The sequence below is a fragment of the Acetoanaerobium pronyense genome, from assembly GCF_017874355.1.
Lineage (GTDB): Bacteria > Bacillota > Clostridia > Peptostreptococcales > Filifactoraceae > Acetoanaerobium > Acetoanaerobium pronyense.
Window position 1 is genome coordinate 45308 of sequence record NZ_JAGGLI010000010.1, and the last position, 26068, is coordinate 71375.

21 protein-coding genes are annotated in these 26068 nt (G+C 33.6%); 16 read left to right on the plus strand and 5 right to left on the minus strand.

Annotated elements, in window-relative coordinates:
• Positions 1–99: 99 nt before the first annotated feature.
• Positions 100–1335 carry a glycosyltransferase family 4 protein gene (locus tag J2Z35_RS05665; protein ID WP_209660372.1) on the plus strand — a complete coding sequence of 412 codons (1236 nt, stop codon included), beginning with the start codon at positions 100–102 and terminating at the stop codon, positions 1333–1335.
• A 348-nt stretch (positions 1336–1683) separates the two neighbouring features.
• Positions 1684–3642, plus strand: a complete 1959-nt coding sequence (locus J2Z35_RS05670; protein WP_209660374.1) for an endonuclease MutS2 — start codon at positions 1684–1686, stop codon at positions 3640–3642.
• Positions 3643–3681: 39 nt separating this feature from the next.
• Here the strand turns inward: J2Z35_RS05670 and J2Z35_RS05675 are convergent, their stop codons facing one another.
• Together J2Z35_RS05675 and J2Z35_RS05680 are read right to left on the minus strand one after the other, a co-directional pair.
• Positions 3682–4302, minus strand: coding sequence for a glycoside hydrolase family 73 protein (locus tag J2Z35_RS05675; protein ID WP_209660375.1), 621 nt, complete (start codon positions 4300–4302; stop codon positions 3682–3684).
• Between the two features lie 209 nt (positions 4303–4511).
• Positions 4512–4745: a glutaredoxin domain-containing protein gene (locus J2Z35_RS05680; protein ID WP_209660378.1), complete on the minus strand. Its 234-nt coding sequence runs from the start codon at positions 4743–4745 to the stop codon at positions 4512–4514.
• Between the two features lie 147 nt (positions 4746–4892).
• Here J2Z35_RS05680 and J2Z35_RS05685 point away from each other — a divergent pair, with 147 nt between their 5' ends.
• The 4 genes from J2Z35_RS05685 (at position 4893) to J2Z35_RS05700 (ending at position 9853) form a co-directional block, all read left to right on the plus strand.
• Positions 4893–5207: a hypothetical protein gene (locus J2Z35_RS05685; protein WP_209660380.1), complete on the plus strand. Its 315-nt coding sequence runs from the start codon at positions 4893–4895 to the stop codon at positions 5205–5207.
• 68 nt (positions 5208–5275) lie between these two features.
• A complete protein-coding gene (locus J2Z35_RS05690; RefSeq protein WP_209660381.1) occupies positions 5276–7924 on the plus strand; it encodes a M14 family metallopeptidase in 2649 nt (882 codons plus the stop codon).
• 117 nt (positions 7925–8041) lie between these two features.
• A complete protein-coding gene (locus J2Z35_RS05695) occupies positions 8042–9475 on the plus strand; it encodes a YfcC family protein (protein ID WP_209660383.1) in 1434 nt (477 codons plus the stop codon).
• Positions 9476–9502: 27 nt separating this feature from the next.
• Positions 9503–9853: a hypothetical protein gene (locus tag J2Z35_RS05700; protein WP_209660385.1), complete on the plus strand. Its 351-nt coding sequence runs from the start codon at positions 9503–9505 to the stop codon at positions 9851–9853.
• Positions 9854–9970: 117 nt separating this feature from the next.
• Here the strand turns inward: J2Z35_RS05700 and J2Z35_RS05705 are convergent, their stop codons facing one another.
• The gene (locus J2Z35_RS05705) at positions 9971–11035 is read right to left on the minus strand and encodes an FAD:protein FMN transferase (protein WP_209660387.1); all 1065 of its coding nucleotides are present in this window, start codon (positions 11033–11035) and stop codon (positions 9971–9973) included.
• 622 nt (positions 11036–11657) lie between these two features.
• Here J2Z35_RS05705 and J2Z35_RS05710 point away from each other — a divergent pair.
• The 10 genes from J2Z35_RS05710 to J2Z35_RS05755 all read left to right on the plus strand — a co-directional run bounded on the left by J2Z35_RS05710 (position 11658) and on the right by J2Z35_RS05755 (position 24018).
• Positions 11658–13337, plus strand: a complete 1680-nt coding sequence (locus tag J2Z35_RS05710) for a GspE/PulE family protein (RefSeq protein WP_209660389.1) — start codon at positions 11658–11660, stop codon at positions 13335–13337.
• A 51-nt stretch (positions 13338–13388) separates the two neighbouring features.
• Positions 13389–14444 carry a type IV pilus twitching motility protein PilT gene (locus J2Z35_RS05715; RefSeq protein WP_209660391.1) on the plus strand — a complete coding sequence of 352 codons (1056 nt, stop codon included), beginning with the start codon at positions 13389–13391 and terminating at the stop codon, positions 14442–14444.
• 15 nt (positions 14445–14459) lie between these two features.
• Positions 14460–15677 carry a type II secretion system F family protein gene (locus J2Z35_RS05720; RefSeq protein WP_209660393.1) on the plus strand — a complete coding sequence of 406 codons (1218 nt, stop codon included), beginning with the start codon at positions 14460–14462 and terminating at the stop codon, positions 15675–15677.
• A 74-nt stretch (positions 15678–15751) separates the two neighbouring features.
• Positions 15752–16171, plus strand: a complete 420-nt coding sequence (locus J2Z35_RS14770; RefSeq protein WP_281063623.1) for a type II secretion system protein — start codon at positions 15752–15754, stop codon at positions 16169–16171.
• Positions 16172–16465: 294 nt separating this feature from the next.
• A complete protein-coding gene (locus tag J2Z35_RS05730) occupies positions 16466–17824 on the plus strand; it encodes a DUF7305 domain-containing protein (RefSeq protein ID WP_209660395.1) in 1359 nt (452 codons plus the stop codon).
• 13 nt (positions 17825–17837) lie between these two features.
• The gene (locus tag J2Z35_RS05735; RefSeq protein WP_209660397.1) at positions 17838–19475 is read left to right on the plus strand and encodes a prepilin-type N-terminal cleavage/methylation domain-containing protein; all 1638 of its coding nucleotides are present in this window, start codon (positions 17838–17840) and stop codon (positions 19473–19475) included.
• Between the two features lie 4 nt (positions 19476–19479).
• Positions 19480–21114, plus strand: a complete 1635-nt coding sequence (locus J2Z35_RS05740) for a PilW family protein (RefSeq protein WP_209660399.1) — start codon at positions 19480–19482, stop codon at positions 21112–21114.
• 26 nt (positions 21115–21140) lie between these two features.
• Positions 21141–22286 carry a pilus assembly protein PilM gene (pilM, locus tag J2Z35_RS05745; protein ID WP_209660401.1) on the plus strand — a complete coding sequence of 382 codons (1146 nt, stop codon included), beginning with the start codon at positions 21141–21143 and terminating at the stop codon, positions 22284–22286.
• Positions 22287–22301: 15 nt separating this feature from the next.
• Entirely contained in the window at positions 22302–22862 is a 561-nt protein-coding gene (locus J2Z35_RS05750) for a PilN domain-containing protein (RefSeq protein ID WP_209660403.1), read from the plus strand.
• Positions 22852–24018, plus strand: coding sequence for an SPOR domain-containing protein (locus J2Z35_RS05755; RefSeq protein ID WP_209660405.1), 1167 nt, complete (start codon positions 22852–22854; stop codon positions 24016–24018). The genes J2Z35_RS05750 and J2Z35_RS05755 overlap by 11 nt, the downstream gene beginning before the upstream one ends.
• Before the next feature lie 44 nt (positions 24019–24062).
• Here the strand turns inward: J2Z35_RS05755 and J2Z35_RS05760 are convergent, their stop codons facing one another.
• Both J2Z35_RS05760 and J2Z35_RS05765 read right to left on the minus strand, forming a co-directional pair.
• Positions 24063–24776, minus strand: a complete 714-nt coding sequence (locus J2Z35_RS05760; protein WP_209660407.1) for a lytic transglycosylase domain-containing protein — start codon at positions 24774–24776, stop codon at positions 24063–24065.
• 252 nt (positions 24777–25028) lie between these two features.
• Positions 25029–26036, minus strand: coding sequence for a polysaccharide deacetylase family protein (locus J2Z35_RS05765; protein WP_209660409.1), 1008 nt, complete (start codon positions 26034–26036; stop codon positions 25029–25031).
• Positions 26037–26068: the final 32 nt, after the last annotated feature.

Genomic DNA, 26068 nt, shown 5'->3' on the forward strand with positions numbered 1-26068 from the left:
TACATTAAAGGGCAGAATCCAGATGATTTACTGCCCTTTTTGTGAATAAAAAATCTAATAAATTCTTTAATTAAAGAGTTATTTTATCTGGAGGATAATATGAAGGTGCTTCATGTAATTACTCAAAAACCCCATAGCACAGGAAGTGGAGTATACCTTTGTGGACTGATAGAAGGGTTCAAAAACCTTGGTTATACCCAGGGTCTTGTTGCAGGAATATCTAAAAATGAAGGAGTCCCTAAAGATATGAAGGATGTCCTTGAAGGGGTAGATGTATACCCTGTCTATTACGAAACAACGGATATGCCATTTAAGGTCTTAGGGATGAGTGATGTAATGCCCTATGAAAGTACAAGATATAGAGATATGGACGAAGAGATGTACCTTTCCTTCAAATTTTCATTTGAAAAGGTGATTAAAAATGCAATAAATGAATTTGAGCCTGATTTAATTATCAGTCATCATCTCTACCTCCTTACAGCTATGATTAGAGATATAGCAAAGGACAAAAAAGTTATAGGGATATGCCATGGTACCTGCCTTAGACAGCTAAAGAGTCATGATTTAAAAAAGAGCTATATTATAGATAATATAAGAAGACTTGATTTGGCAATTGCCCTTCATGAAGATCAAAAAAAATCCATAGAAGAAATATTTGGATTTTCTAATATAAAGGTGGCAGGGACAGGCTACAATAGTAGTATATTCTTTGACAGAAAGCATGAAAAGCCTACAGAAACTATAAATATAGTATACACAGGAAAGCTTAGCAAGCAAAAAGGAGTACTTTCTCTTATAAAAGCCCTTTCAAAGGTTAGTAAATCCTATAAAAATATAAGACTGAGACTGATAGGGGGAAGCGGCTCGAAAAAGGAAATGGACCTTATAGATGAAGAGATAGCTTCTGTAGATTATAAAGTAGAAGTACTAGGAAGACTCAATCAATATGATATAGCCCAAATCTATAGCAGCAGTCATATTTTCGTCCTTCCTTCCTTTTATGAAGGACTTCCAATAGTTGTCATAGAGGCACTTGCATCTGGGTTGACTGTGGTTTGCACAGACATACCTGGAGTTAAAAAGTGGATATATGAAAGTCTTGGAGAGATAGATAGGCTATCATTTGTAAAACTACCAAGGATGAAGCTTGTGGATACTCCATATGAAGAGGATTTAGAGGATTTTGAAAAAAGACTTGGAGACTCCATAAAAACCATGATAGAAAAGTCCTTATATTCCAATGAAGAGACTAACCTAGAAATCGAAAAGATATCATGGGAGGGACTTTGCAAAAAAATAGATGCAATAATCAAAAAAGAACATAATTTTAATTAAAAATATAAAACTTGTCAAAATTTTCCTTAGGGAGTAAAATAAAAGAGTAATAATAAAAAATCTAGAGGTGTTTTATGAGTGATTTCGTCCTTTAATCGTTAACTGTATATTTTCATAGCTTCAAAAATCTGTAATCCATGATGCAGGTTTGTTTGCTGTGAAAAAAACGATAAAGTGACTAATTGAGCCCATATAATCCCCTAATTATATTAGATGAGATTAAACTAGCTACAGTTGGACTGTAGCTTTTTTGTGGAAATATAACTAAGGATGAAGCAGTTAATATTAAAGGACTTTTCCCGGTGAATCATGGAGCGAAAATATAACATGATTATAAGGAGAAAAGCAATGAATCAAAACACTATTAAAACTCTAGAATATGAAAAAATAAAAGAAGAGCTGAAGCTATATTGTCAAAGCGGACTAGGAAAAGAGCTAGTAGAGGCATTAGCTCCATTTAAAGATAAACGTGCTATAAAGAATAGATTAAAAGAGACTAGTGAAGGAAAAAACCTACTGAAAAAAAATCTCGTACCTCCCCTTGGAGGGCTTAATAACATAAAATCAGTCATAGAAAAGGCAGACAAAGGGATAATACTAGAGCCAGAGGATATAAGGAATATCGGAGATTTTTTGAGAGCAAGCAGAAACACTAAAGCCTTTATGGAAAAAAATCTAGAGTATGCCCCTAACATAGGAGCCTATGCTTTCTCTATGATAGACTGCATGGGTATAGAAGAAGAAATAAATAGGTGCATCAAAGGTCAGTCTGTGTCATCTGAGGCTACAAAAGAGCTATCTAAAATAAGAAGACATATAGAAAACACTAAAGAGAAGATAGATAAATTAGTAAGAGACTTTTTAGGTTCCTCTAAAAATAAGAAATATATACAGGAGTTTTTTATAAGTATTAAAAACGGATTTTATACAATTCCAATCAAAGCTGCATATAAGAACCAAATAGAGGGCAGTATAGTTGAAGTCTCATCCACAGGATCCACTGCCTTTATTGAACCAAAAGCGGTATCAAAGGCAAACTCTGAGCTAAAGGCTCTAAAAGCAGAAGAGGCGATTGAGGAATATCAGGTGCTCGCATATTTGACTGGCATCATATATGAAAAGATAAAGAGCATCAATCAAAATTTAGAGCTTATGGCACAGTATGATATGGTTTTTGCGAAATCAAGGTATTCAATTGCCCTTGATGCAGTAGAGCCAGAGATAAATGAAGAAGGAATAATAGAAATAATAGAAGGAAGACATCCCCTCCTTAAAGAAATAGAAGTAGTACCTCTTAATTTTTTAATTGGAAAAGATAAAAATACCCTCGTAATCACAGGACCTAATGCAGGAGGAAAGACAGTAACCCTGAAAACTGTAGGGATTCTTTCGTTAATGACTCAGTCTGGACTTCATATTCCAGCTAAGGAGGGAACTAGATTAAGCATATTTAAGGAAATACTTACAGATATTGGGGACAATCAGAGCATAGAAAACTCCCTAAGTACATTTTCATCTCATATGCAAAATATATCAAATATCATTAAAAGCTCCACAAAGAGCAGTCTAATCATATTAGATGAAATAGGTACAGGGACAGATCCAAGGGAGGGCGCGGCAATTGCAATATCAATACTTGAGGAGCTGAGCGACAAGGGATGCATTACAGTTGCCACAACCCATTATGGAGAAATAAAGGAATTTGCACTAGAGCATCCAAGATTTCAAAATGCATCAGTAAAATTTGATAAAGAAACTCTAAGGCCTCTTTATGAACTAGTACTAGGAGAGTCGGGAGATAGCAATGCATTTTGGATAATAGAAAAATTTGATATAGGTAATAAGATTATAGAAAGGGCAAAAAACTATATTAAAGCCCCAACTATTAAACCACCTCCTTATATCTCAGATGAGGAAAAATCAAAGGTCTTAAAGGTTTTAAAAGAGAAAAAAGAAGTCGAAAAAAATAAAGAAAGTAAAGAAGCCTTTTTAGCTCAAAGAGACAAAATAATATTTCAAAGAGGAGATAGAGTAAAGCTACTTGAGGAAAATCTTATAGGTCTTGTATACTCCTTAGAGGATAAATTTGGAAATATTGAAGTCATGGTAGACAAAACTATCTATAAACCTCATAGCACTAGAGTAAAACTACTTGGAAAAGCAGGGGAACTTTATCCTGCTGGTTATGATTTAGATACGTTATTTAAGGATTATAAAGAACGAAAATTAAATCATGACTTAGAAAGAGGTTCTAAAAAAGCCCTAAAAAAAATCAGAAAAGAGATGCAAAAAAATAACCGCCATTAGAGGCGGTATTTTTTTATCTCAATAAAAGTAACATATTTGTTATGTTTCGCTATCATATATAAATAAATTATATTCTTCGATTATATTCATAATTTTTTCGGGATATCTCGGGTCTGTGGCATAACCTGCTTCATAAAGAGCCTTAGCGGCCTCTATATAACCAGATGCAGATCTGACCTTTTCATATCTATCTGCTTGCCCAAGCAAAATTCCATGATGCTCTATAGACTTGCTAAGATTGTCATAAGCCCTAAAAGCGGAATCTATTTTTACCCTTTCTCCACTTACATATTCGTAGGTGGGAAGGACGACTCTCTGATCACTTTCATTAAAGCTCTTGATTCCAAAATAATTGTTATATTCTCTAGATAGCTGAGATTCTCCCCAATTGCTCTCAAGGATTGCTTGAGCGATTGTAATACTAGGATAAATCCCATATTTTTTGTGATTTTCTACTGCATAGGGCGCAACAGCAGTTATGAAATTTTCTCTGGACTGTGTTAAACTGTCCTCATCTACATCCGAAATATTTGAAATTCTGTTTGCAGTAAAAATGACTACTATCATTATGCAAATCGAAATTATGGCAGTAGAGGCCAACTGTAGATATATAAAAAAATTTTTGTTTTTTCTTGATTTTCTTTTTGGTTTTCGGGACATTATATCCTCTCCTGTATCGAATCTATATTAAAACAAAGGAGTTTTAGGCTTTGCTTAAAAGAATAAGAATAAGAATGACTTAATTAGATTTACCTTACCAAAATTATATACCAAATAGGGTAAATTAAGGTATATTTTTCCAAAAAAAAGAGACAACCTATAGGTCATCTCTTTTGAGGGAGGGTTAATGATTTGTATTTTTAAAATACTTATAATCCAAATGTTTCGTCAATCTTATCTTTGTCAAATCCAACTATTATATCCGTATCGTCTATGATGATAGTAGGTACAGACATTATTCCTCTTTTCATAAGATCTTTCCTAGCAGCTGCATCGGTGCTTAAATCTTTGTTTTCAAAAGGAATGTTGTTTTCTGTAAGATAATCCTTTACAGGGGGACAATGCGGACAAGTTTGGCTTGTATATACTACTACTTTTTTCATTTATAAAAACCTCCAAATATTAATTTTTTTATTATATCTATATATCCTAATATACAGATATAATAACATCGATATTATATCCTGTCAATAGTAGTTTGCAAATTTTTCAAAAGGGTAAAAAATAGCCATAAAAGAGGAGGCTGGGCTATGAAAACAAATGAAATCAAAGAGATGATAGGAAAGTTAAATACACTTTTAAAAAAAGATGATACAAAAGGAATATATGATTTGATGTCCTCAGATTTTAAAAAAAGAGTAAAACTTGAGCACTTTAAAAATTTAAGAAAATATGAAGTAAGTATAAGTCCAGATATGGAGCTCATAAAAATATATGGTGCAGACAAAGATGACTTTATGATAAGGGTGAGATATCCACAGAATAATGAACTTAGGGAAACAAATATTTTACTCACAAACGAAGGAAATGAAATAAAAATAAGAAAATTTTTGGAAAATTTATAAATTTATGTGAAGATTCTGAATTAATAGGGGTAAGAATATCATGATTAAAATAAAAAGGAGGAAAGTGTATGAGAAAAAGAAGTATTGTATCTTTGATAACGGTTTTTGCTATACTGTTGTCCCTAATTACTCCCGGTTTTGCCCAGCAAAACAATGGGAACCTTCCTACTACAACTGTGTATATGACAGAAGAATCTCAGATAGAATTTGTGGCTAACCTTGGTCAAAATTCTAAGATTGAAAATGTAAAGTGGTATATGGAAGATAAAGAGTTATCCGAGTGGAAAAAATGGAGTATGGAAACAGGAGGATTTACAGGAGGAGATTACATAACCTTTGAAGGTGATCCTGTAATTGAAAACGGACAGTTAAAAGCAAATCTTAACTTTGGACTTCTTTTTGATACTACAGACCTTAGTCTTAGAAGACCTTACAATATAAGACTTGAATATCCTAACCACATAGGTTTATATGAGCTTAAGGCGGTAGATACTGAAAATAATATTCAAGCTTCTATATCTATTAACCTGATGCCTTATGAAAGCTATATGAATTATGATGCTATGGTAGCTAAGGTAGACCAAATAAGAAGAAATGCAAACACAGATAGATATGTGACAGTGGAGCAATATGGTACCTCTGTACAGGGAAGACCACTTCAAATTGGAATAATTGCAAAAACTCAAGAGGATGTAAGTAATTATCTTGATGTAACTGTTCCTATGATGGTTAATAATCCTCAAAATATGATAAACATGATTGAAAGTGGAGATGGGGATTATAAAAATGTTATATTTATGAACAACATCCATCCAGACGAGCAACCTATGGTAGATGTTATTGTCGGGCTATTTGAAGATTTTGCAATGAAAGACACAATTGAATATGCCACAACAGATGAAAGTGGAGATAGATTAAATGTATCTATGAATATGGATGAGATTTTAGACAACTTTATATTTATATTTAGCTTTACTCAAAATCCAGACGGACTTTATGCAAACACAAGAGCAAATGCCAACGAGCTAGATATAAATAGAGACAACGGATATCAGACTCAACCTGAAACAAAGGCAATGTCAGGGCAGATTTCTAGATATAACCCCCTTATATTCCTTGATTTTCATGGGTTTGTAGGAGGCTTCCTAATAGAGCCTTGTACTCCACCTCATGATCCAAATTATGAGACTGACCTTCTTTATGATAGTCTTTTAGAAAATGCAAATAGAATGGGAAGAGCAGGAGTGGCAAACTCTAAATATGAATCTTATCTAATACCTCTTACTGACTGGGGAACTGGATGGGATGATGCTACATCTGCATATACAGCAACCTATGCTATGCATCATGGAGCCCTTGGACATACTATAGAAGTGCCTGAGATGAATCAAGAATCATACAAGGCTGGTCTTTATGCAGGATATGCTGCAGTTCATTATGCCCTTGAGGAAAAAGATATGCTTGCTATAAATCAGCTAAGATATTTCCAAAGAGGAATAGAAAATATAGATGATAGAGCTGCTGATGAAGCTCTAGTAAACCCTGAAGGAGAAGTAGTAGGAAGATTAAGAGGAGATAACGACAACTTCTTCCCTGACTACTATGTAATACCAATGGGACTTGATAGACAAAAGAACAATAATGAAGCATTTAGAATGATAGAGTATTTTACAAGAAATTCTGTAGAGGTATCTCAGCTTCTATATGATATAGGAGAGTTTAAATCAGGGGACCTTGTAATAGATATGAAACAGGCAAAAAGAGGGTATGCAAATCACGTACTTTATAGTGGTATGGATGAATCTGGTTGGGAAGAGATGTATGCCGAGATAGTAATGAACTTCCCTGCACTTAGAGGATTTGATATATTTGAAGTTAGAGAAGATGGATACTTTACAGGAAGATTAGGAGATGTAAGTTGGGAAAAGGCTCCTTCAAGCACTATGGAAGAAGGAGAATACCACCTTATTCATAATAACTCTGTAGAAGCTATAAAAGCTGTAAACCAGATTATAGCACAAGATATGCCTGTTACTATAGTGAGCCTTGGACAAGGAAGAGAAGGTTTTGCTGTTTCTTCTGATGCAGTTGAATCCCTAGGGGATGATTATCAGCTAAGATTTGAAGTCCTTTCTGAGATGCCTCAGGGAAGAGTTTTAAATGAATTTAAAATAGAGGCAATAGGAAGTAAAGCATTAAAAATAGTACTTGAAGAGATGGGATTTACTCTTGTAGACGAAGGTGGAGACATTATCGTAACAGATTCAGGTTCATTAGATCCTGAGCTGATTGGTACAAAGCCAATGATAGCTATAGGAGGCTCAGCTTTAAGTGTGATTGCTGAAAGCGGAAAGTTGGAAGGTCTTGAAGTTAAGACCACCGATTTCTATCATGAAGGACTTCTTCATGCAGTAATGAATAAATCAAGCCTAAATACCCTTGGATATAAAAGCAACGATTATATGTATTCTAATTCAGGAACATGGATAGAGCAAATTCCTTCTGGATTTGAATCTCTTGTAAATGTAAGAAATTCGGGAGATTTTTATGTATCTGGGTGGTGGCCTGGAAATGAAGAGCTAAGCGGAAAATCCATGGCAGCTAAAGGAAGAGTAGATGGACAAGAACTGACTCTTATAGCTGGAAATGTATTTAACAAGCTTCATACTAGACATCTTTACAGATGGATTAGTAACAGCATCTATAATACAAACTAAAACCATTAAGGAGCCTTCGGGCTCCTTTTTTTATGGGTCTTGAGGCTCTGTTTTTAATTTTTTTTTTAGGGTAGTAAATTAAAGGAATTTGATTTAATTAAAAAAGGAGGAAAGAAAATGTCAGAGCAAAGCAAAAGAAAGTTTTCAATGCCTACAGCCTATAGTATTTTATTTGGAATTATTATTATAGTGGCTATACTGACGTGGGTTGTTCCAGCGGGTCAGTATGAAACTGAAGAGCTAAACGGCAGAGATGTACCTATAGCTGGAACTTATCAAGAAGTGGATAGCAACCCTCAAGGTCCGTTTGATGTCCTTATGGCTCCCATTGAAGGATTTCAAGATGCGGTTGACGTAGCTCTCTTTATCATAGTAATTGGTGGATTTTTGGGAGTAGTAATGAAGACAGGAGCTATCGATGCAGGGATAGCAAAGGTCACCCATACCCTTGAAGGAAAGGAAAGGATAATGATTCCTATCCTTATGGTATTATTTGGACTTGGAGGAACAAGTTACGGTATGGCAGAGGAAACCATAGCCTTTTACCCCCTTCTCGTACCCGTGTTTATAGCCGCAGGTTATGATACTATCACAGCTGTTGCCGTAATACTTCTAGGAGCTGGAGTAGGAGTTTTGGGCTCTACAGTAAACCCTTTTGCAACAGGTATAGCATCAGGATTTGCAGGGATATCCCTTGGACAGGGTATAGTGCTTAGATTAGCTATCTTGATTATAGGAGAGATTGCAGCAATACTTTTTGTAATGAGGTATGCAGAAAAAGTAAGAAAAGACCCTACAAAATCTCTTACCTATAGCTCTAGAGAGGCAGATAAGGAGCATTTCTTATCCCAAAAAGATGATAGCGAGTTTCCAGAGCTTACAGGAAAAAGAAAAGGTATACTTGCGCTATTTGCCATAACTTTTATTGTTATGATTTATGGGGTTATACCTTTTGAAGACATGGGAATAGAAGCTATCCCAACACTATGGTGGTGGTTTGGAGAATTAGCGGCCCTATTTTTAATAATGGCAATACTTATTGGTATTGTTGCAGGGCTTAACGAAAAAGAGCTTGTTGCAAGCTTTGTAGAAGGGTCTAGAGATTTGCTTGGAGTGGCCCTTATAGTAGGACTTTCTAGAGGAATTACTGTAGTAATGAATGAAGGTAATATGACTGCCACAGTACTAAACCTTGGAGAGCAGACCCTTGCAAACGCTGGATCCATAGCCTTTAGCGTACTTGCCTATTTATTTTATATTCCAATGTCATTTTTAATACCATCCACATCAGGTCTTGCTACTCTTTCCATGCCTATAATGGGGCCTCTTGGTGATTTTGCAGGTGTTGGTAGAGATGTAGTAATCACTGCATATCAATCTGCATCGGGAATAGTAAACCTTATTACTCCAACAAGTGCTGTTGTAATGGGAGGACTTGCAATAGCAAGAGTACCTTATGACAAATGGCTAAAATTTGTTTGGAAATTTTTATTAATAATTTTTGCAATAACTATTATAATGTTAATAATAGGAGCTTTAGGGATAATTTAAAAATATAGTGGGAAGTAGGAGATAAATATGCAAGGATACTGCATGATACTAATAGTCAATGACCTTTCAAAATATGATTATGTTCTTAAAAGAATGTTTGATATGGGTCTTGGAGCCACATCTCTTGATAGTATGGGAATGGGAAAATTTCTACTAGAAAATGATATATCAATACCTTTTTTTGGGACAATAAGACAAATGATAGAGGGAAATAGACCATACAACAAAACTATTTTGAGCGTAATTAAAGATAAAGAGACTTTAGATAAAGCAGTATCTATGGTTAAGGACGAGCTGGAAATAGAAAAAAAGACTGGGATGGGATTTTTATTTGTAGTTCCAGTTATAGAATGCTACGGATTAGACCAAAAATCTTAAATTTAAAAGGTATGAGCAGATTTTTCTGTTCATACCTTTATCTTTTGAAGTATTTATATTAAGTATTTATATTATAGTAGAGATATATTTTGCCTAGTAATATTTTTTTAAAAGGTTTTAATTTTTAAGGTTGAAAGAATCATCTGATATAGTGAAAAAATCCATAACTCCATTTGATACATATACTTCCTTATCTTCAGTTACTATAATAGTCTCAACATCATCAAGATTATTCACAAGATTAAGTCCATCTTCTATGCCCATAGCATATATGGCGGTTGATAGTGCATCACCATCTATAGAAAGATTAGAGATGATTGTTACAGATACGAGGTTGTTTTGCACAGGATATCCATCTTTTGTGGATAAAATATGGTGATAAGTAACCCCATCTTCTTCGAAAAATCTTTCATAGTTTCCAGAAGTCACTATAGATTTATCTCTCGCATTATATATCCCCATATGCTCCCCTCTGTCTGAAAAAGGGTCCTGTATTCCTACTCTAAAATCTCTATTATCTCTATCCCCATGAACATACACATCTCCACCAAGATTAATGATAGCAGATTCTACGTTATGCTCGGCAAGGACGGAAGTGACCCTATCAGCAGCGTATCCTTTAGCTATACCCCCAAGGTCTATCATCATACCTTCTCTTTTGAGAAAAACAGAAAGATTTTTTTTATCTAGCTCTATTTCACTATAATCTATTAAGGACAAAGAAAGGTTTATTTCCTCCTCAGAAGGAAGTCTTTGGTCTTCTGTTCCTATACCCCAAAGGTCTACAAGATGGCCAACTGTAATATCAAAAGCTCCATCTGTGATTTCACTATAGTAAAGAGATCTTTCAATTACGTGAAAAGTATCTTTATCTATAATTACAGGCTCTTTTCCAGCATTTTCATTTATTTTTGATACATCGCTATTCATATCTCTCATAGTCATTAGAGATTCTATTCTTTGTACTTCCTTTGAAATAGCCCTTCTGACCTCTTCAGTGTCGTTATCCTCATCAAATATTCTTACATCCATTACAGAATTTAAAAAGAAAAATGGACCAGATAGAGATTCTTCATCTTCTGTAGCGTATGTTTCATCTTCAGGAATTTCTTCAGTACATCCAATAGCTGAAAATGCTATAAATAATATTAAAAAACTAAACAATAAGATCTTTTTAATCATGACAATCGTAGTAAGAAATTTCTTACCACTTTACACCTCACTTTGTAATTAAAATTCTACCTAAATAGGATACATCATTTAAAAGAATATGAAAAGAATAAATAAGAATACATACAATTTAAGTAGCGTTTTAATAATAGGCTATTAAAAAAATTATTTATATTAATTGGAAAAATTGGTTCCTGTTTAGTAATTATTAATATATAATGAATTTGGATAAACTTAAGTTACAAAATGAACTATAAATGTATTTTTGTCAAAAAATGTAAAATAAATTATTTTAATTTTAGTTCTTTACATAGGACTATTTATTTATTATAATGAAAAATATAGTAAAATAGAATCAATTACATTTCTGTTAAATTATAAAAAATGAAACAGAGCAAATGAACTGCAGCTAAAGATGGACGCCTTATGCTGCATGGATGCAGTGGCGTAACCGGCTGATAGGATTTTTCCTTTCGGCTTTTTTTATACAAAAAAACAAGACTAATTCCCAAAACAATTCTTTAAGCCTATAAAAACTGGGTAACAAGACTATGAAAATTAAAACAATATATCTAGTAAATCACATAAAAATAGATTGTTAGTCCAAAGAGTAATATTAAAGGGAGTTGAAAATATGAAGCCTAAAATGAGACTTGGAGATATCCTAACATCTTCTGGAATAATCACAAATGAACAGCTGGAAAACGCACTAAGTCTCCAAAAACAAAAAGGGATGAAGCTTGGAGAGTTGCTTATAGCTGAAAAGATACTGACGGAAGAACAGATTCTTGGGGTACTAGAGTACCAACTAGGAATACCATATATAGATCTCAATAAATACTTTATTGACCCAAAGGTGCCAAAGATAATAAGTGAATCACTTGCAAAAAAACACAATGCAATCCCTGTATCAATGGATAGGGGAAAAATAATGGTAGCCATGTCTGATCCACTTGATATGGTGGCCATAGATGATATAAGGATATCAACAGGATTAAGTGTGGATGTTGCTATTAGCTCAAAAATAGATATAAAAAAAGCAATAGTTAGGTATTACGATTCTAGTGAAGAAGCGGAAAAAGCAGTAGAAGAATTTAAATCTCAAAGTGGATTATCTGATAATCTAGCAGAGCAAGAAGAAGACGAAGATGTAACTAATGCACCAATGGTTAGGCTAGTAAACTCTGTAATAAGTCAGGCAGTAAAATCAAAGGCCAGTGATATACATATAGAGCCATTTGAAAAGTCCGTAAGAATAAGATATAGAGTAGATGGAGAGCTTAAAGAAGTAATGTCCCCAGCTAAATCAACACACTCAGCCCTTGTAACAAGGATAAAGATAATGGGAAAGATGGATATCTCAGAGAGAAGAATCCCCCAAGATGGAAGGGTAGAAGCTGTAATTGAAGGGGCTCATATAGATATGAGAATATCTGTACTACCCACTGTATATGGAGAAAAAGTAGTAATTAGACTACTAGATAGAAATTCTATAGTAGTAAGTAAAGAAGAACTTGGATTCACACCATACAATCTAGAGTTATTCGATAAAATAATCAAAGCTCCAGAAGGAATAATACTACTTACAGGACCTACAGGAAGTGGAAAAACAACAACTCTATATACCATACTAAAAGAGCTAAATCAGATTAACAAAAATATAATCACAGTAGAAGACCCAGTAGAATATAGACTTGAAGGAGTTAATCAGGTTCAGGTAAACATAAAGGCTGGACTTACATTTGCATCAGGACTTAGGTCTATACTAAGGCAAGATCCAGATATAGTGATGGTTGGAGAGATTAGAGATGCAGAAACTGCTCAAATATCGACAAGAGCAGCTATCACAGGCCATCTAGTGCTATCAACCCTTCATACAAACGATACATCAAGCACTATATCAAGGCTTGTAGATATGGGAATAGAGACTTACATGGTATCATCAGCGGTGGTTGGAGTCATAGCCCAAAGACTAGTGAAAAAAATCTGTCCTAGATGTAAGGAAGAACACATACTATCTGATGAGGAGAGAATCCTTCTTAAAATACAAAATGGAGATACCATATATAAAGGAAAAGGGTGCAACTTCTGCTCTGGAAGTGGATACTCAGGAAGAACAGCTATACATGAGATACTAATACTTGATAGAGAAATAAGAGCCCTCATAAGCAAAGAAGCAGACTCAGATACTATCAAAGAGCTAGCCAGAAAAAAAGGTATGAAGACATTAAATGAATCCTGTAAAGAGCTGGTTTTAGGTGGAATCACAACAGTTGACGAAATGATTAAAATCACGTATAGCGTAGATATTTAAAAATGAAATAAAGTCAAACATACAAAAAAGTTTGAGACAGGGGGATTTAAATTGAAAATAATTGAACTTTTAAAAATTGCAATAAATATGAATGCCTCAGATCTTCACATAACAGTAGGAGTTCCCCCAATAGCAAGGGTAAACGGAAAGCTAGAAAAAATAGGAGAAGACATTTTACTTCCTAATCATACATTAGAATATGTAAAAGAAATGCTAGATGCAAGGCTCATGAATAAACTACTTGAAATTGGAGAGATAGATTTTTCATATTCTCAGACAGGAGTAGGAAGATTTAGAGCAAATATATTTAGGCAAAGAGGAAGCTATGGTATAGCTCTAAGAGTCATACCGATGTTTATTCCAAATATAGATCAGATGAATTTGCCGCCAATCCTTAAAGATTTATCTATGAAAAGAAACGGCCTAGTACTTGTCACAGGTCCTACAGGAAGTGGAAAATCAACAACCCTTGCAGCGATGGTAGAGCATATGAACAGAAATAGAAGTAGTCATATCATCACTATAGAGGACCCTATAGAGTTCCTTCACAGCCATAATAAAAGCATAATCAATCAAAGAGAAATAGGAAACGACTCTACATCCTTTTCAAAGGCACTTAGATCATCACTAAGGCAAGACCCTGACGTAATACTAGTTGGTGAAATGAGAGACCTTGATACGATATCGACTGCAGTAACCGCAGCTGAGACCGGTCACCTAGTACTATCAACACTTCATACTATAGGGGCTGCAAATACAGCAGACAGGATAATAGACGTATTTCCATCAAACCAACAATCTCAAATCAGAGCACAGCTAGCAGGAGTGTTACAAGGGATAATATCACAGCAAATAATCCCAAGAGCTGATGGCAAAGGAAGAGTAGCTACTTTTGAGATAATGACAGCTACACCAGCAGCAAAAAACCTAATTAGGGAAGGCAAGACCCATCAGCTTCAGACCATAATAGAAACAGGAGCAAAACATGGGATGCAGACAATGGATTCATCACTGATTAAACTATACAACTCTGGAATCATAGATAAAGAAAATCTAAGAAAATATGCAGTAGATTTAGATGCAATAAGTAGACAAGTAGGATACTAGAAAGGGGGTTAAGCTTTGGCAGAAACATATAAATACAAGGGATTAGATTCATCTGGAAGAGTCATTGAAGGTATATTTCATGCAAACTCTAAAGAAGAAGTAATCAAGCTAATTAGAGATAAAGGTCAGTCTCCAATAAAAATAGAAAAAAATGAAGCAAAAAGCAAGGATTTAGGAGAATATAGCTTCTTTAAACCCAGAGTAAAAATTAAAGATATATCAGTATTTTGTAAACAATTATATACCATGCTAAATGCAGGTATGCCCCTTACTAATTGCCTAGATGTACTTGCAGCCCAAACAGAAAACAAAACACTAAAAAACTCAGTAAAAGAAATGTCATCTCAGGTTCAGACGGGAGCAATACTTTCTGAGGCTATGAAAAATCAAAAAAGGATATTTCCAAATCTGCTAGTAACTATGGTAGAAGCTGGAGAAATGACAGGAAACCTAGACAATGTACTAGCTAGGATGTCAGAACATTACGAAAAAGAAAATAAGATTAACTCTAAGATAAAAGGAGCTATGGTATACCCAGCTATACTAAGTTTTGCAGCAGTTGGCGTAGTGATATTCCTACTAACCTTCATTATGCCAACTTTCGTAGGTATGTTTACATCATCTGGAGTAGAGCTTCCCCTTCCAACTAGGATACTTATGTCAATCAGTGATGCACTATCAACTTACTGGTATATTTTCACCCTAATTTTCATAGGGATAGCATTTTTAGTATCAAGACTTGTAAGGACAAAAGATGGGAAAAGATTCTTTGACAAAGTAGTCTATAGACTACCTGTAGTGGGTCAATCTATGGTAAAAATATCTACATCAAGATACACAAGAACATTGTCAACCCTTCTAGGAAGCGGGATACCAATAGTAGATGCAATGGAGGCTTCGGCTAGTGTTACTGGGAATATGATGGTAATAGATGGGATGGAAAATGTAATAGATGAAGTAAAAAAAGGTATTAATATAAGCTATCTTCTTCAAAAAATGAACTACTTCCCACCTATGATGATATCAATGATAGGAATAGGTGAAGAATCTGGGGCCCTAGAAGACATGCTAGGAAAGACAGCAGACTACTATGATGAAGAGCTAGAATCATCGATTCAAAAGATGCTATCAATGCTAGAACCACTCCTCATACTTTTTATGGGAGTAATAATCGGTTTTATCGTCATAGCCATGATGATGCCAATGTTTGATATGACTCAAACAATAGGCTAAAAGGCATGACGTTAAGATATATATTTTAAAATCAGGATTTATAAATCCGATAATTCAAAAGGAGGAAAAGGAAAATGATGGAAAAAATGAGAAACAGAAAGAAAAAGAAGGGGTTCACACTGATTGAGCTTATCGTTGTTATTGCTATTTTGGGGATTTTATCTGCGATAGCGATTCCTAGATTTACTGGTTCAAGAGTAACAGCTGAAAGAAGTAGTGTCGAAGCGAACCTAAGAACGATTGATAGTGCCATAATGGTAATGTTGGCAGAAGGGACTGACCCTACTTTTACCGCTGGTGCTGATGGAGCTGCACCAACTACTAATCTTGTACCTAATTATTTAGCTGCTTGGCCTACAGGACCAAAAACAGCTGCTTATGCAATTACTGGAACTGGTTCAGCTGCTAGAGCAGCTCTAACAAGTACTGCTGATGTAGGTGGTAAGACTTTTTCAACTGCAACAACAGTTGAAAACTTAGCTTGGCCAGAATAAGGTTCTAGGAGAAACTTTCGACGGTGTCTGAAAAACCATCGGTGTCAGACACTAAGTTATTGGGAAATTAAGTTATTGTGATAATTGTTTTTGATTGGTGGTTTTGGTTAGGAAATCGGAAATGATTTGGTTGAAGGTAAGGGAGCTGGGCTTTGTTCTCAGCTCCTATTTTCCTATTAAATTATAACTAATAAAATTTTAGTATATGGGGAAATCTTTTATATAAATATATTTGGTTTTAAATATATTTATATAAAAAATTTTATTTTGATGTAATTATATTAGGAGTGATGTATGGTGGTTAAGAGGAAAGGCGGAAGCCTTATTTTAGTTATAATAATAGGACTGTTTTTGAGCATATTAGGTTCTGCGGCTCTATTTTTAAGTAATAGTGAAGCTATTAGGACAACAAGGCAAATTGAAAAAATGAAAGCCTATTATGCAGCTAGAGCTGGTGCTGATGCAATGGCTGACTGGATGATAGGTAAAACAATTAGTCAAGTGAAAGATTATGTTGATAAGAATACAGACTGGCAGCAGCTAGGAGATGAAGATGGTCTTGAATTTAGAATATTTATAAATCAGAATAAATCTAATTCTTCAGTTTTAAATATAATATCTGAAGGAAAATACAATAATATAAAGCAAAAAGTAGTTTTGACATATGAGGCAGTAAATGAAGCTCAAGAGTATTTATTTGAAATGGCAGCTTTTTCAGAGCAGGGTGTGTATATAGATGGAAGTTCATCTATAACTTTTTCAAATACTATAAAGGGAACGGCTCTAATTACAAATTCGATATCAGATAATTCCGTTGAATTATCTGGAAATCCTAGAATCAATGGGGATGTTTATATTGGGAAAGATGGAAACACTCAAAATGTAATAAAAACACCAAATACGAATTATATAACTGGAGATAAGAATGTTTTAAAAGAAAATAAAACTTATATATTGCCACTTTTTCCAGTATTTGATGATAGCATACCTCAAAGAAACCCAATAAATTTAAGTGGAAATAAAAGTAGTACTGTAAATCAAGATGGCTATTACCAAGAAATATCAATAAAAGGTAATAATAAATTAACTATTGACACAGGAACAACTGGAACTATAAGGAAAATTAGAGTTCGAAATCTTAATATAGAACAAGGACACATTGATTTAATTGGAAATGGAAAATTAGAGCTTTATATTGATGATTCATTAACTTTACTAGGAGGTTCTTCTATTAATAAGTCACCTAACAACAATCAATTAAGTACCAACAATAAAAAATTAACTATATATTATGGGGGTGCTAGCAAACCAAGTTTAGGGGGTAATATTAGGATAGAAGGATCTATTTACATTAAAACTGCTGAATTAGAAATAGGTGGAAGTAATAGTATAACAGGAAGTATTATAAGTGGAGGAAATAAGATAGAAGTAAAAGGAGCGGCAAGCACTGTGCAAGCAGTATATGCACCTAATGCATCAGTTGAATTAAGCGGAAGTGGTGAATTAACAGGCAGCGTTATTGCAAAGCATCTAAAACTTACAGGAAATACTCATATAAGATATTTTCAAATCAAAACCGAGGATTTTCCTTTTGAAATTCCAGGTGCTGGAAGTGGATATACTTTAAATTATTGGTACAGAGAAGTAGATTAAATGGAGATGAAATATGAAAAAACTAAAAGGACTAACTTTAATAGAGTTAATTGTTAGCATAGCGATACTTGGAATAATACTGGTTATGGCAATTACGACTTTTTCCAGTGCATATGTGTGGATAACTCAATCTGGAAATAGAACTGAAAAAATATTTTATGAACAAAATAAAATAGAATCAATGGTTGAAGATCGAAAAGGTAATACTTTTTTAGAAATGATTATATCTTTTTTTGGTTCATCTGATATTAAGGTTAGGGGTGGATTGTCAAATACAGATAATTTAACTACATTTTTGTCTAAAATACCAGCTATATCAAAGTTGGAAGTTGATTCGGAAGGACATTTGTATGGACAGTCTCCAAATGTAATTGTTTTAAGTATAGAAACAATAAATATTCCAAAGGGAACTAATTTAATTGTTGAAATTTTAAATCAACGTGGAGAGAGTCTTGATAATCCAATAAAAACAGAAGTTATATTAAATGATGTTACAGTAAGCGTAGAAAATGAGGATATAGGTAATATAAATGTAATATTGAATTTACCAAAAGAATATGACAAGCAGATTAAACCTGGAATTTACAATATATCTATATCACCAGAAAATGAGGGATCACTTTTATTGGCAAATCCATATAAAAAAAACTATGTTGTATATCCTATATCCAAAGTTGCAGTAGGCAATAATGGAAGCATATGGACTTCTGGAGATGGTATTAAGTGGTATAAAATAAATCAAAATTTAGCTACAGGTGATTTCAAGTCAATAGTCTATGGTGGAAAGATGGATGAAAAAAAATTCGTAGCAGTAGGAGTGAGTGGTGCCATTATTTACTCCTATGATGGATTAAATTGGTCAAAAGTGAATGGAATTGCAAATGATACAGAAATAAATAAAGTTATATATACGGATAGTGAAACGAATTTCTTTATTGGAATAGGAAAAAAAGGTTCAAATGGTGTTATTCTCATATCAGGTGATGGCATAAGTTGGAGCTATTTAGAAAATCAAGAAATTCAAAATTCAACAAACTTTATAGATGCAGATTGGAACAATATATCCAAATCACTACTGTTAACAGGTGAAGGTGAAGGAGAAGTTACGTTAGGGATTTTGGAAAAAAAGGACTTAAATGAATGGGAATATGATTGGATTGATACTGGGATTAGTGATCCTGCATTTAAAGATTTTGATAACATTATTTCTAGCAAATCTGAAGATATGTTTATAATGACAAAAGCTAACGCTTCTGGATACGCTGCGATAGGTAGATATGGTTTAAATTCTGAAGGGAAGTATTCTTTTAATTGGGATGAAATTGCTGAGAATGTAAAAATAGGCAAAGTATTAGACTTATTATCATTTAGTGATACTACTATATTAGTAGATGAAAATGGAAAGTTTTATAAACGGACTGAATCAGGTGAAAAGTTTATTTGGGAAAAAGCTATTGAAATACCAGATTTAGTGGTTAAGGGGAGTGATGAGCTAGAACTAACAAGTAGCGGGAATACTCTAACTGTAGCTTTTTCTAAAAGTATTTATAGATTGATCTACGATGAAGCGAGCGAAAGCTTTAAATGGGAAAATGTAATTTTCAATCCTAGTAACCCATCTTATGAAATCAATAGTATAGCAGGGAAGTGATTTTATGAAAATTAAAAAGGGATTTACTCTAATTGAAGTATTGGTAACTATTGGAATACTAGGGATATTAATATCTGTTCTCTATAATATTATTTTCTTTCAAATTAATGCTTTTAATAAATCAGATAGACAGTCCGTTGCCCAAAGTGATGTAAGATATATTAGTGATTTTATTACAAATGAACTTAGGTTTGCTAAGGATATTGAAATATTAGGCAATAAATCAGATATTGATAGCTATGAATATAAATATATATATATAGAAAACGGTGATGTTTTTCATAGAGGTTACGGAAATAATTATATAAAGAAATTAAATTTAGAGAATCGAAATCCATCTTATGAAATAGAATTTTGGACAGAAAAAAATGATACAAGTCTTTTGTTTTATAAAATACTATCTGAATCACAAGAGTTTAAAATAGAATCTTCGGTGAATCTTTTAAATACAAGACTAGAAGAAAACACAGGTTTGGTTTTAAAGTATCAGCAACCAGACTTTGATGAAATACTTTCCTTTCTAGATAAATCAAATAGATTTTGGTATGATTTAGTAAAGTCATCTTTAGAAGGAAGTTTAAATGTAGTGGATGGCTATCAAAGTTCTCAAGAAGTCGATGGAGGATCGTTGTCTTTAAATGTAAAAAGCACAACTCAATCTAGTGGAGGATCAAGTTTATTTGTAAAATTAGATGACAAAACTTTTTTGAACGTTAAAGGAGATATAAATAGTTATTCTATTACGGTAGATGCGAAAGTTAATGGTGGAAAAGGTGGATACGGGATTCTTATTAATGGGATAGTAGATAATAATAACAGGGATACTGGATATATGTTTCAGTTTGATCCTGGAGCTTATGGGTTTGTAATAAGAGAAATAAATAATGCTTCTCATCGAACGACAGCTAATGTAGGAGCTCAAAGAGTTTCCGGTAGTAACTATAATTTAGACCATAATGCCATATACTCTCCAAAACATATTGAAAATGAGAATTTTAAATGGACTAATAATACATTGACTTCAGGAAGCGACTGGTTTGATAGATACAAAACAGAAATTAAGGTTCAGACTCAAAGTGATGGAAGCTTAATATTGAGAGCAGTAATAATTGATGAAAATGGGAATAGATCAAATGAAATGTGGTTTGGGGATTTTGGAAGCATTACGTTAAATGGAAGCAGTTTTGAAGGCATCAGTTTAGGAAAATATAAAAATAATAATGGAGATATATTTGGTCTTAGAGTATGGGACAATGAAGGTGGAAAAGCGAAAACAGATTTTTATAATATTTCTATAGGAAGTGCTGAACCTGCACCTAAAAAAATTGTTACGAATAGTGATAATATTACAATAAATTTTGATGACAAAATATTAGGTGGTATAAACGATAACAAAGACCTATTCGTTGTAAAAGATATCTTGGGCAATATATATGATATACATGATATAACTATGTCCGATAATAACTATGACTTAAGCTTGAAAATAACCCCCAAATTAGATTTAAGTGGAAATGTTATTCCAATTCCTCAAAACAACCTTATCATAGAGTATAAAAAAGGTGAAAATGGTATTAAAGATTCTTTTGGTAACTTAGTAAATGATTTCAAATTTCAAAATGGAGTTTATATCCAGTAAAAAACTAAACAATGGGGGTGTGGGACTTGCTAAAGAAGGGTTCAGTTGAAAAAAACCAAGTATCTAAAAAAAGCCGGGGACTAAGGAGAAAAAAAGGTTCTGAAGTGCTTGCTATTGATTTGGGAAATAAAAAGATAAAGTATGCCCTAGGTCATATGGATGATGACAAGGTAAAGGTTAGTAAGGTGTTTTCTATAGATACTACTATGTCTACCTATGAGTGTCTAAAGACAAGTCAGCTAGATATACTAAAGCAAGATATAAGCAAAGGTATCAATGAGAATGCTATCAAGACCAAAGATGTAATTTGCAGTATAGAGTCAAAGGATGTGATAAGTAGAGAGCTTGTAGTTCCTGCTGTTGCTGAATCTGACCTTGAAGGCCTTATATCCTATGAAATAAGTCAATATCTCCCAATTGATATATCAAGCTTTATTATTCAGTACAAGGTCCTTAGGGAGCTTGTAGAAGAAGGCATCAACAAATATGAAGTTTGGGTGGCTGTTTTTCCAAAGGATATAGCTAGTAAAATATATACGGTTTTAAAGGAGATAGGTCTTGAGCCTATGTCTTTAGATATTGGCTCTAATATAATAGATAAGCTTTCATCTAATGGTAAAGAAATCAATAATATAAGAAGTCTAGATAAAAAGTCTATTGCCTTTGTTGATATGGGGTATAGCTATATTAATGTAACTATCTTAGAAGAAGGTATATATAGGTTCAATAGGATGATTGATAGTGGTGGATTTGAGATAGATAAAATAATTAGGGATTATCAAGAGGTTGATGATGTAGAGTCACTGAAGATGGAGCTATCTCAAAGAAGCATATTTGATTTTGTAAGGGAAAGTGACAATATGTCTTCTTATATAAATCTTGAAAAGGAAACTATGGAGCAATCTATTGGTAGCCAAATAAGTAACTGGGCTGATGAGATAGAAAAAATAATAAAGTACTACACAACAAGGGCAATGGAAAATAAGATAGATAAGGTTTTCATATATGGGGGCAGTTCTTTATACAAAGATATGGATAAATATATGGAAGATAGACTTTCTCTTAGTACTGAGAGGATAAAATCAATAGATAAGATTGTATTTGCCGACAAAGCACTAGAAAAAGAAATACCTATGTATATAAACGCCATAGGATCAATTATTAGAAGATAAAGGGGGGAAGCTTTGATGAGAGATTTTAACTTTTTTGAACCGTATATTAAGGAACCAGAAAAGGCGAAGCAGACCCATTTGCTTCCAGTAGCACTTTTGGCACTGGTATTATCTATTTCTGCTTTACTTACAACCTTTAATTTCATAGAGGCTAGAGCTATAAAAAAAGATATAGCTTCTGTGGATAGGGTAATAACTGACCCAAACTACAAGGCTAGAGTTGATAAAGTAAGGGATAAGCAAGATGAGTTGAATGAAATAAAAGAGGAAAGGGAATTTTTAGAACTTATAGATAGTTTTATGATGCAAAATGATTATGTAAATGAATCTTTTGTAAAATTTTTAGCATCTGAGCTTCCAGAAAACTTATTTTTATCATCACTATCCATATCAGGTTCTGATATAAGGCTTGAAGGTAGTTCTTTTAGTAAGATGGGAATAGCTCAACTTGAATATAATCTTAGGGACACTGGTGACTTTGAAAATATATTTGTACCAGAAATATCTAAAGTTGAGGATTTTTATAGATTCTCTATGAATTTAAGGGCGAAGGATGTGACAAACTATGAAGATTAGTGCTAAAGAGAAAAACCTTCTAATACTTCTGCTTTGCATAGTCCTGGGTTACTTATATTATTCATTCGTATACACTCCACAAAGAGAGGATATACAAAATCTTCAATCTGAGAGAAATGAAAAGAAGCAAGTTTATGCACAGATGGAGGATATGCTTAGGAAGGAAGGTAATATTGACCTTGAGCTTAGGGAAAATAGAGAGGCTATTAGGATCTTAGCTGATGACTTCTTTGGGGATATAGACCAGGAAGAAGCTATAGTGGTCCTTAGTGATTTTGCCAGGGATAGTCAAAGTGTCTTCAATAGGATGAGCTTCACAGAGCCTGCTTTTGAAAATATATTACCTGTGGAGGAAACTGAAAGCACTACTGAATCAAATCTAGAATCAGATAATGACAATATAAGAAAAATGAGTTCTCAGATAGATTTTGAAGGAGATTATAATTCTTTGATGTCTCTCCTTAGAAATATGAAAAGTTATCCTAAAAATATACTATCTACTAATATGAATATAAATTCAGATGAAGATGGAAATCTAAATGGAAATATAGCCATGGACTTTTACAGCGTTCTTAGTGTAGATAAGTATATAGAGCCTAAGGATAGTATATTAAGCTCGAGGTATATAGGAAGTTCATCTCAGTTAAATCCATTTAACTCATATCTATGGGCAAGAACAAGAAGCACTGGTTCTAGTGGACAAGTTGCATCAGGTAGACCTAGTAGTTTAGGACTTGCTACAGTAGGTTCCCAAGGAAGCTACACAGTTAATACTGAAACAGGACAAAACAATATTCATACTTTATATGGAGGTGGAGCGACGAAGGATACTGTTATAATTAGTCCTACAAAAACTGAGGAAGTCGTAGAGAATAAAACTCCTGCAAGTCTAGACAGATATTCTATACAAATGATAGCTTTTGATAAGGAGACAGTGGCTCAAAACTATATTTATATACTAGATAAGCAAATGGTAAAGGATGCTTATTATATTAAAAATGGACTTTATGTAGTATATGTTGGGATGTACAATTCCTTTGTAGAGGCTTTAAATGACCTTGAGAGCCTCAAAAGATATTCAAAGGATGCTTATATAGTAAAACTTGATGAAAGTCAAATAAAGTCATACGAGGACTATAAAAAAGTAAATAATTAAGACATATAAAAAAGCTAAGGATTAATTTCCCTAGCTTTTACTTTTTAGTAATTTTTTACAAACTCTTTGATAGTATTTAGTCTACCATATACAAGATTTTCGTATTTTTTAGAGTAGTTGCCCTTGTTTACTCTTGTAGTACCTTGATTGTAGGCGCTAAGAGCTTTTCTTACATCTCCGCCATATGAGTTTATATGACGTGCAAGGTAGCTTACTCCAAACTCGATATTTTTGTCTGAATTTAGCAAATCTGATGTTGACAGACCATTTGCTCTTCCAGTGTTTGCGTGAATCTGCATTATACCATAACAGTTGTTGTATATGGTTTGAGGATTGAAGGTGCTTTCTACCCACATTACAGCAACTATAAGGTCTTTGTCTACGCCGTATGTACTGCTTGTTCTTGAAACTGACTTCATTATATTGTCTATAGCTGTGTTATTTAATTTACTGTTTTTACTTGCAATAAATGCCTTTAGGGCATCAGTTTCTTTAGAGTCATTACTTGAAGCTGGAACTTTCTTTTCTTCTATTACTTCTTCTGGAACTTCCGGTGATAAAAGCATTTGATACGACTGGTAGTATATATTTAAAGTTTCACTAGGGTCGCTACTTTCACTATTGTTAAATATGGAAGATCTGATCTCTAAGAATGTTTCTAGGGCATCGCTTGTACTTTCTCCATCTTGAGCAAATGCTACAGCTGGGGATGATGCGAACATCATAAGAAAAGCAAAGACTATGACTAACTTTCTCATACTTCATCTCCTTCTTTTTTTGTAATATTCAGCCAATGTCCATGGCCAAGTATTTTAACATTATATAGCAAAAAAAGGAGAGAAACAACACTTTTTGACAAAAAAGTTACAGAAAAGTTACAGAAAATTCAGGGTAGTGTTCTCAAGTTCGCCTATATACACATTCTTAGAGTGTTACAAGTTGTAACTTTTTTTGAAATTTTTTTAAAAAGAATCAATTTTTATTAACAAAAAAATCTAGTATAGGACATTTTAAATCCCTTTTAAAAGAATTACTATTTCATTAAGATTAGATTTTTTTAGTTCTAAAGTTTCAAATACAGCTAAAGCCTCATCTTGTTTTTCTCCAAAGGCTCTTGATACATAGGTTTTTGCTTCTTCAAGTTTTAAGACTCTTTTAGTAAGGGATGAGTTTAAATCCTCAATAATTCCAAGCTCTACTGCTAGATTTTTTATTTCTTGCTCAGATGCATAGTAAGAGCCTGTTTTTACATAAAGAAGGTTATTTAAAAACTCAAGTGGAAGCATATCCTCAGGGTCTGAAAGAACAAAGGGAGTAGGCTTCTTAGCAACTTCATTCGAAGGTTGGCTTATAAGCTCTGAAATTGTGACAAGCTCATAACCCTTATTTTTTAAGTCTTTTATCATACCATCTAATGACGCAGCTGTGTTCAGTCCTGGAAGGGTATGCATTAGGACTATTTTTCCGTTTCCGGCATTAGAAACTACATGTCTTCTGATGGAATCTGATGAGATTTTTTTCCAATCATTAGTATCTATACTCCACATCACTGTATAGCCAAATCCTGCTTCAGAGGCTGCTTTTAGTACATTAGAGTTATAGCTTCCATATGGAGGTCTAAAGTACGGCTTCATATCTTCACCTGTGGCTTTTTTAAATGCTTCGGCAGATGAACTTATTTCTCTAACCATTCTTTCCCTTGATATTTTTCTAAAATCAGGATGATTATAAGAGTGGTTTCCAACCTCGTGTCCCCTATCTAGGATTTCCTTCATTAGCTCAGGATTTTTTGCTATAAAATCCCCAGTAGGAAAGAAGGTTCCTCTCACTTCATGACTCTCCATTATTGTCATTACCCTTCTTACATTTTCGGTTGAACCTCCATCATCAAATGTCAGTGACATTTTAGGTGATGAGGCGTTTCCACGATTTATAATCCTAGAAGATGCCAAGGAAGGTGATGAGGATACTATCAAAATAAGGGAAAGAACTAGTCCAAGCTTTAAATGATTTTTCATAAAAGTCTCCTTTACTATCTTATGTCTAATAC

Bases quoted from the DNA above. Each gene is read 5' to 3' on its own strand.
- J2Z35_RS05710 (WP_209660389.1), top strand. From the start codon at position 11,658: ATGAAGCCTAAAATGAGACTTGGAGATATCCTAACATCTTCTGGAATA.
- J2Z35_RS05675 (WP_209660375.1), bottom strand. From the start codon at position 4,302: ATGTCCCGAAAACCAAAAAGAAAATCAAGAAAAAACAAAAATTTTTTT.
- J2Z35_RS05740 (WP_209660399.1), top strand. From the start codon at position 19,480: ATGAAAATTAAAAAGGGATTTACTCTAATTGAAGTATTGGTAACTATT.
- J2Z35_RS05685 (WP_209660380.1), top strand. From the start codon at position 4,893: ATGAAAACAAATGAAATCAAAGAGATGATAGGAAAGTTAAATACACTT.
- J2Z35_RS05690 (WP_209660381.1), top strand. From the start codon at position 5,276: ATGAGAAAAAGAAGTATTGTATCTTTGATAACGGTTTTTGCTATACTG.
- J2Z35_RS05730 (WP_209660395.1), top strand. From the start codon at position 16,466: ATGGTGGTTAAGAGGAAAGGCGGAAGCCTTATTTTAGTTATAATAATA.
- J2Z35_RS05695 (WP_209660383.1), top strand. From the start codon at position 8,042: ATGTCAGAGCAAAGCAAAAGAAAGTTTTCAATGCCTACAGCCTATAGT.
- J2Z35_RS14770 (WP_281063623.1), top strand. From the start codon at position 15,752: ATGATGGAAAAAATGAGAAACAGAAAGAAAAAGAAGGGGTTCACACTG.
- J2Z35_RS05700 (WP_209660385.1), top strand. From the start codon at position 9,503: ATGCAAGGATACTGCATGATACTAATAGTCAATGACCTTTCAAAATAT.
- J2Z35_RS05760 (WP_209660407.1), bottom strand. From the start codon at position 24,776: ATGAGAAAGTTAGTCATAGTCTTTGCTTTTCTTATGATGTTCGCATCA.
- J2Z35_RS05750 (WP_209660403.1), top strand. From the start codon at position 22,302: ATGAGAGATTTTAACTTTTTTGAACCGTATATTAAGGAACCAGAAAAG.
- J2Z35_RS05705 (WP_209660387.1), bottom strand. From the start codon at position 11,035: ATGATTAAAAAGATCTTATTGTTTAGTTTTTTAATATTATTTATAGCA.
- J2Z35_RS05680 (WP_209660378.1), bottom strand. From the start codon at position 4,745: ATGAAAAAAGTAGTAGTATATACAAGCCAAACTTGTCCGCATTGTCCC.
- J2Z35_RS05670 (WP_209660374.1), top strand. From the start codon at position 1,684: ATGAATCAAAACACTATTAAAACTCTAGAATATGAAAAAATAAAAGAA.
- J2Z35_RS05765 (WP_209660409.1), bottom strand. From the start codon at position 26,036: ATGAAAAATCATTTAAAGCTTGGACTAGTTCTTTCCCTTATTTTGATA.
- J2Z35_RS05735 (WP_209660397.1), top strand. From the start codon at position 17,838: ATGAAAAAACTAAAAGGACTAACTTTAATAGAGTTAATTGTTAGCATA.
- J2Z35_RS05755 (WP_209660405.1), top strand. From the start codon at position 22,852: ATGAAGATTAGTGCTAAAGAGAAAAACCTTCTAATACTTCTGCTTTGC.
- J2Z35_RS05665 (WP_209660372.1), top strand. From the start codon at position 100: ATGAAGGTGCTTCATGTAATTACTCAAAAACCCCATAGCACAGGAAGT.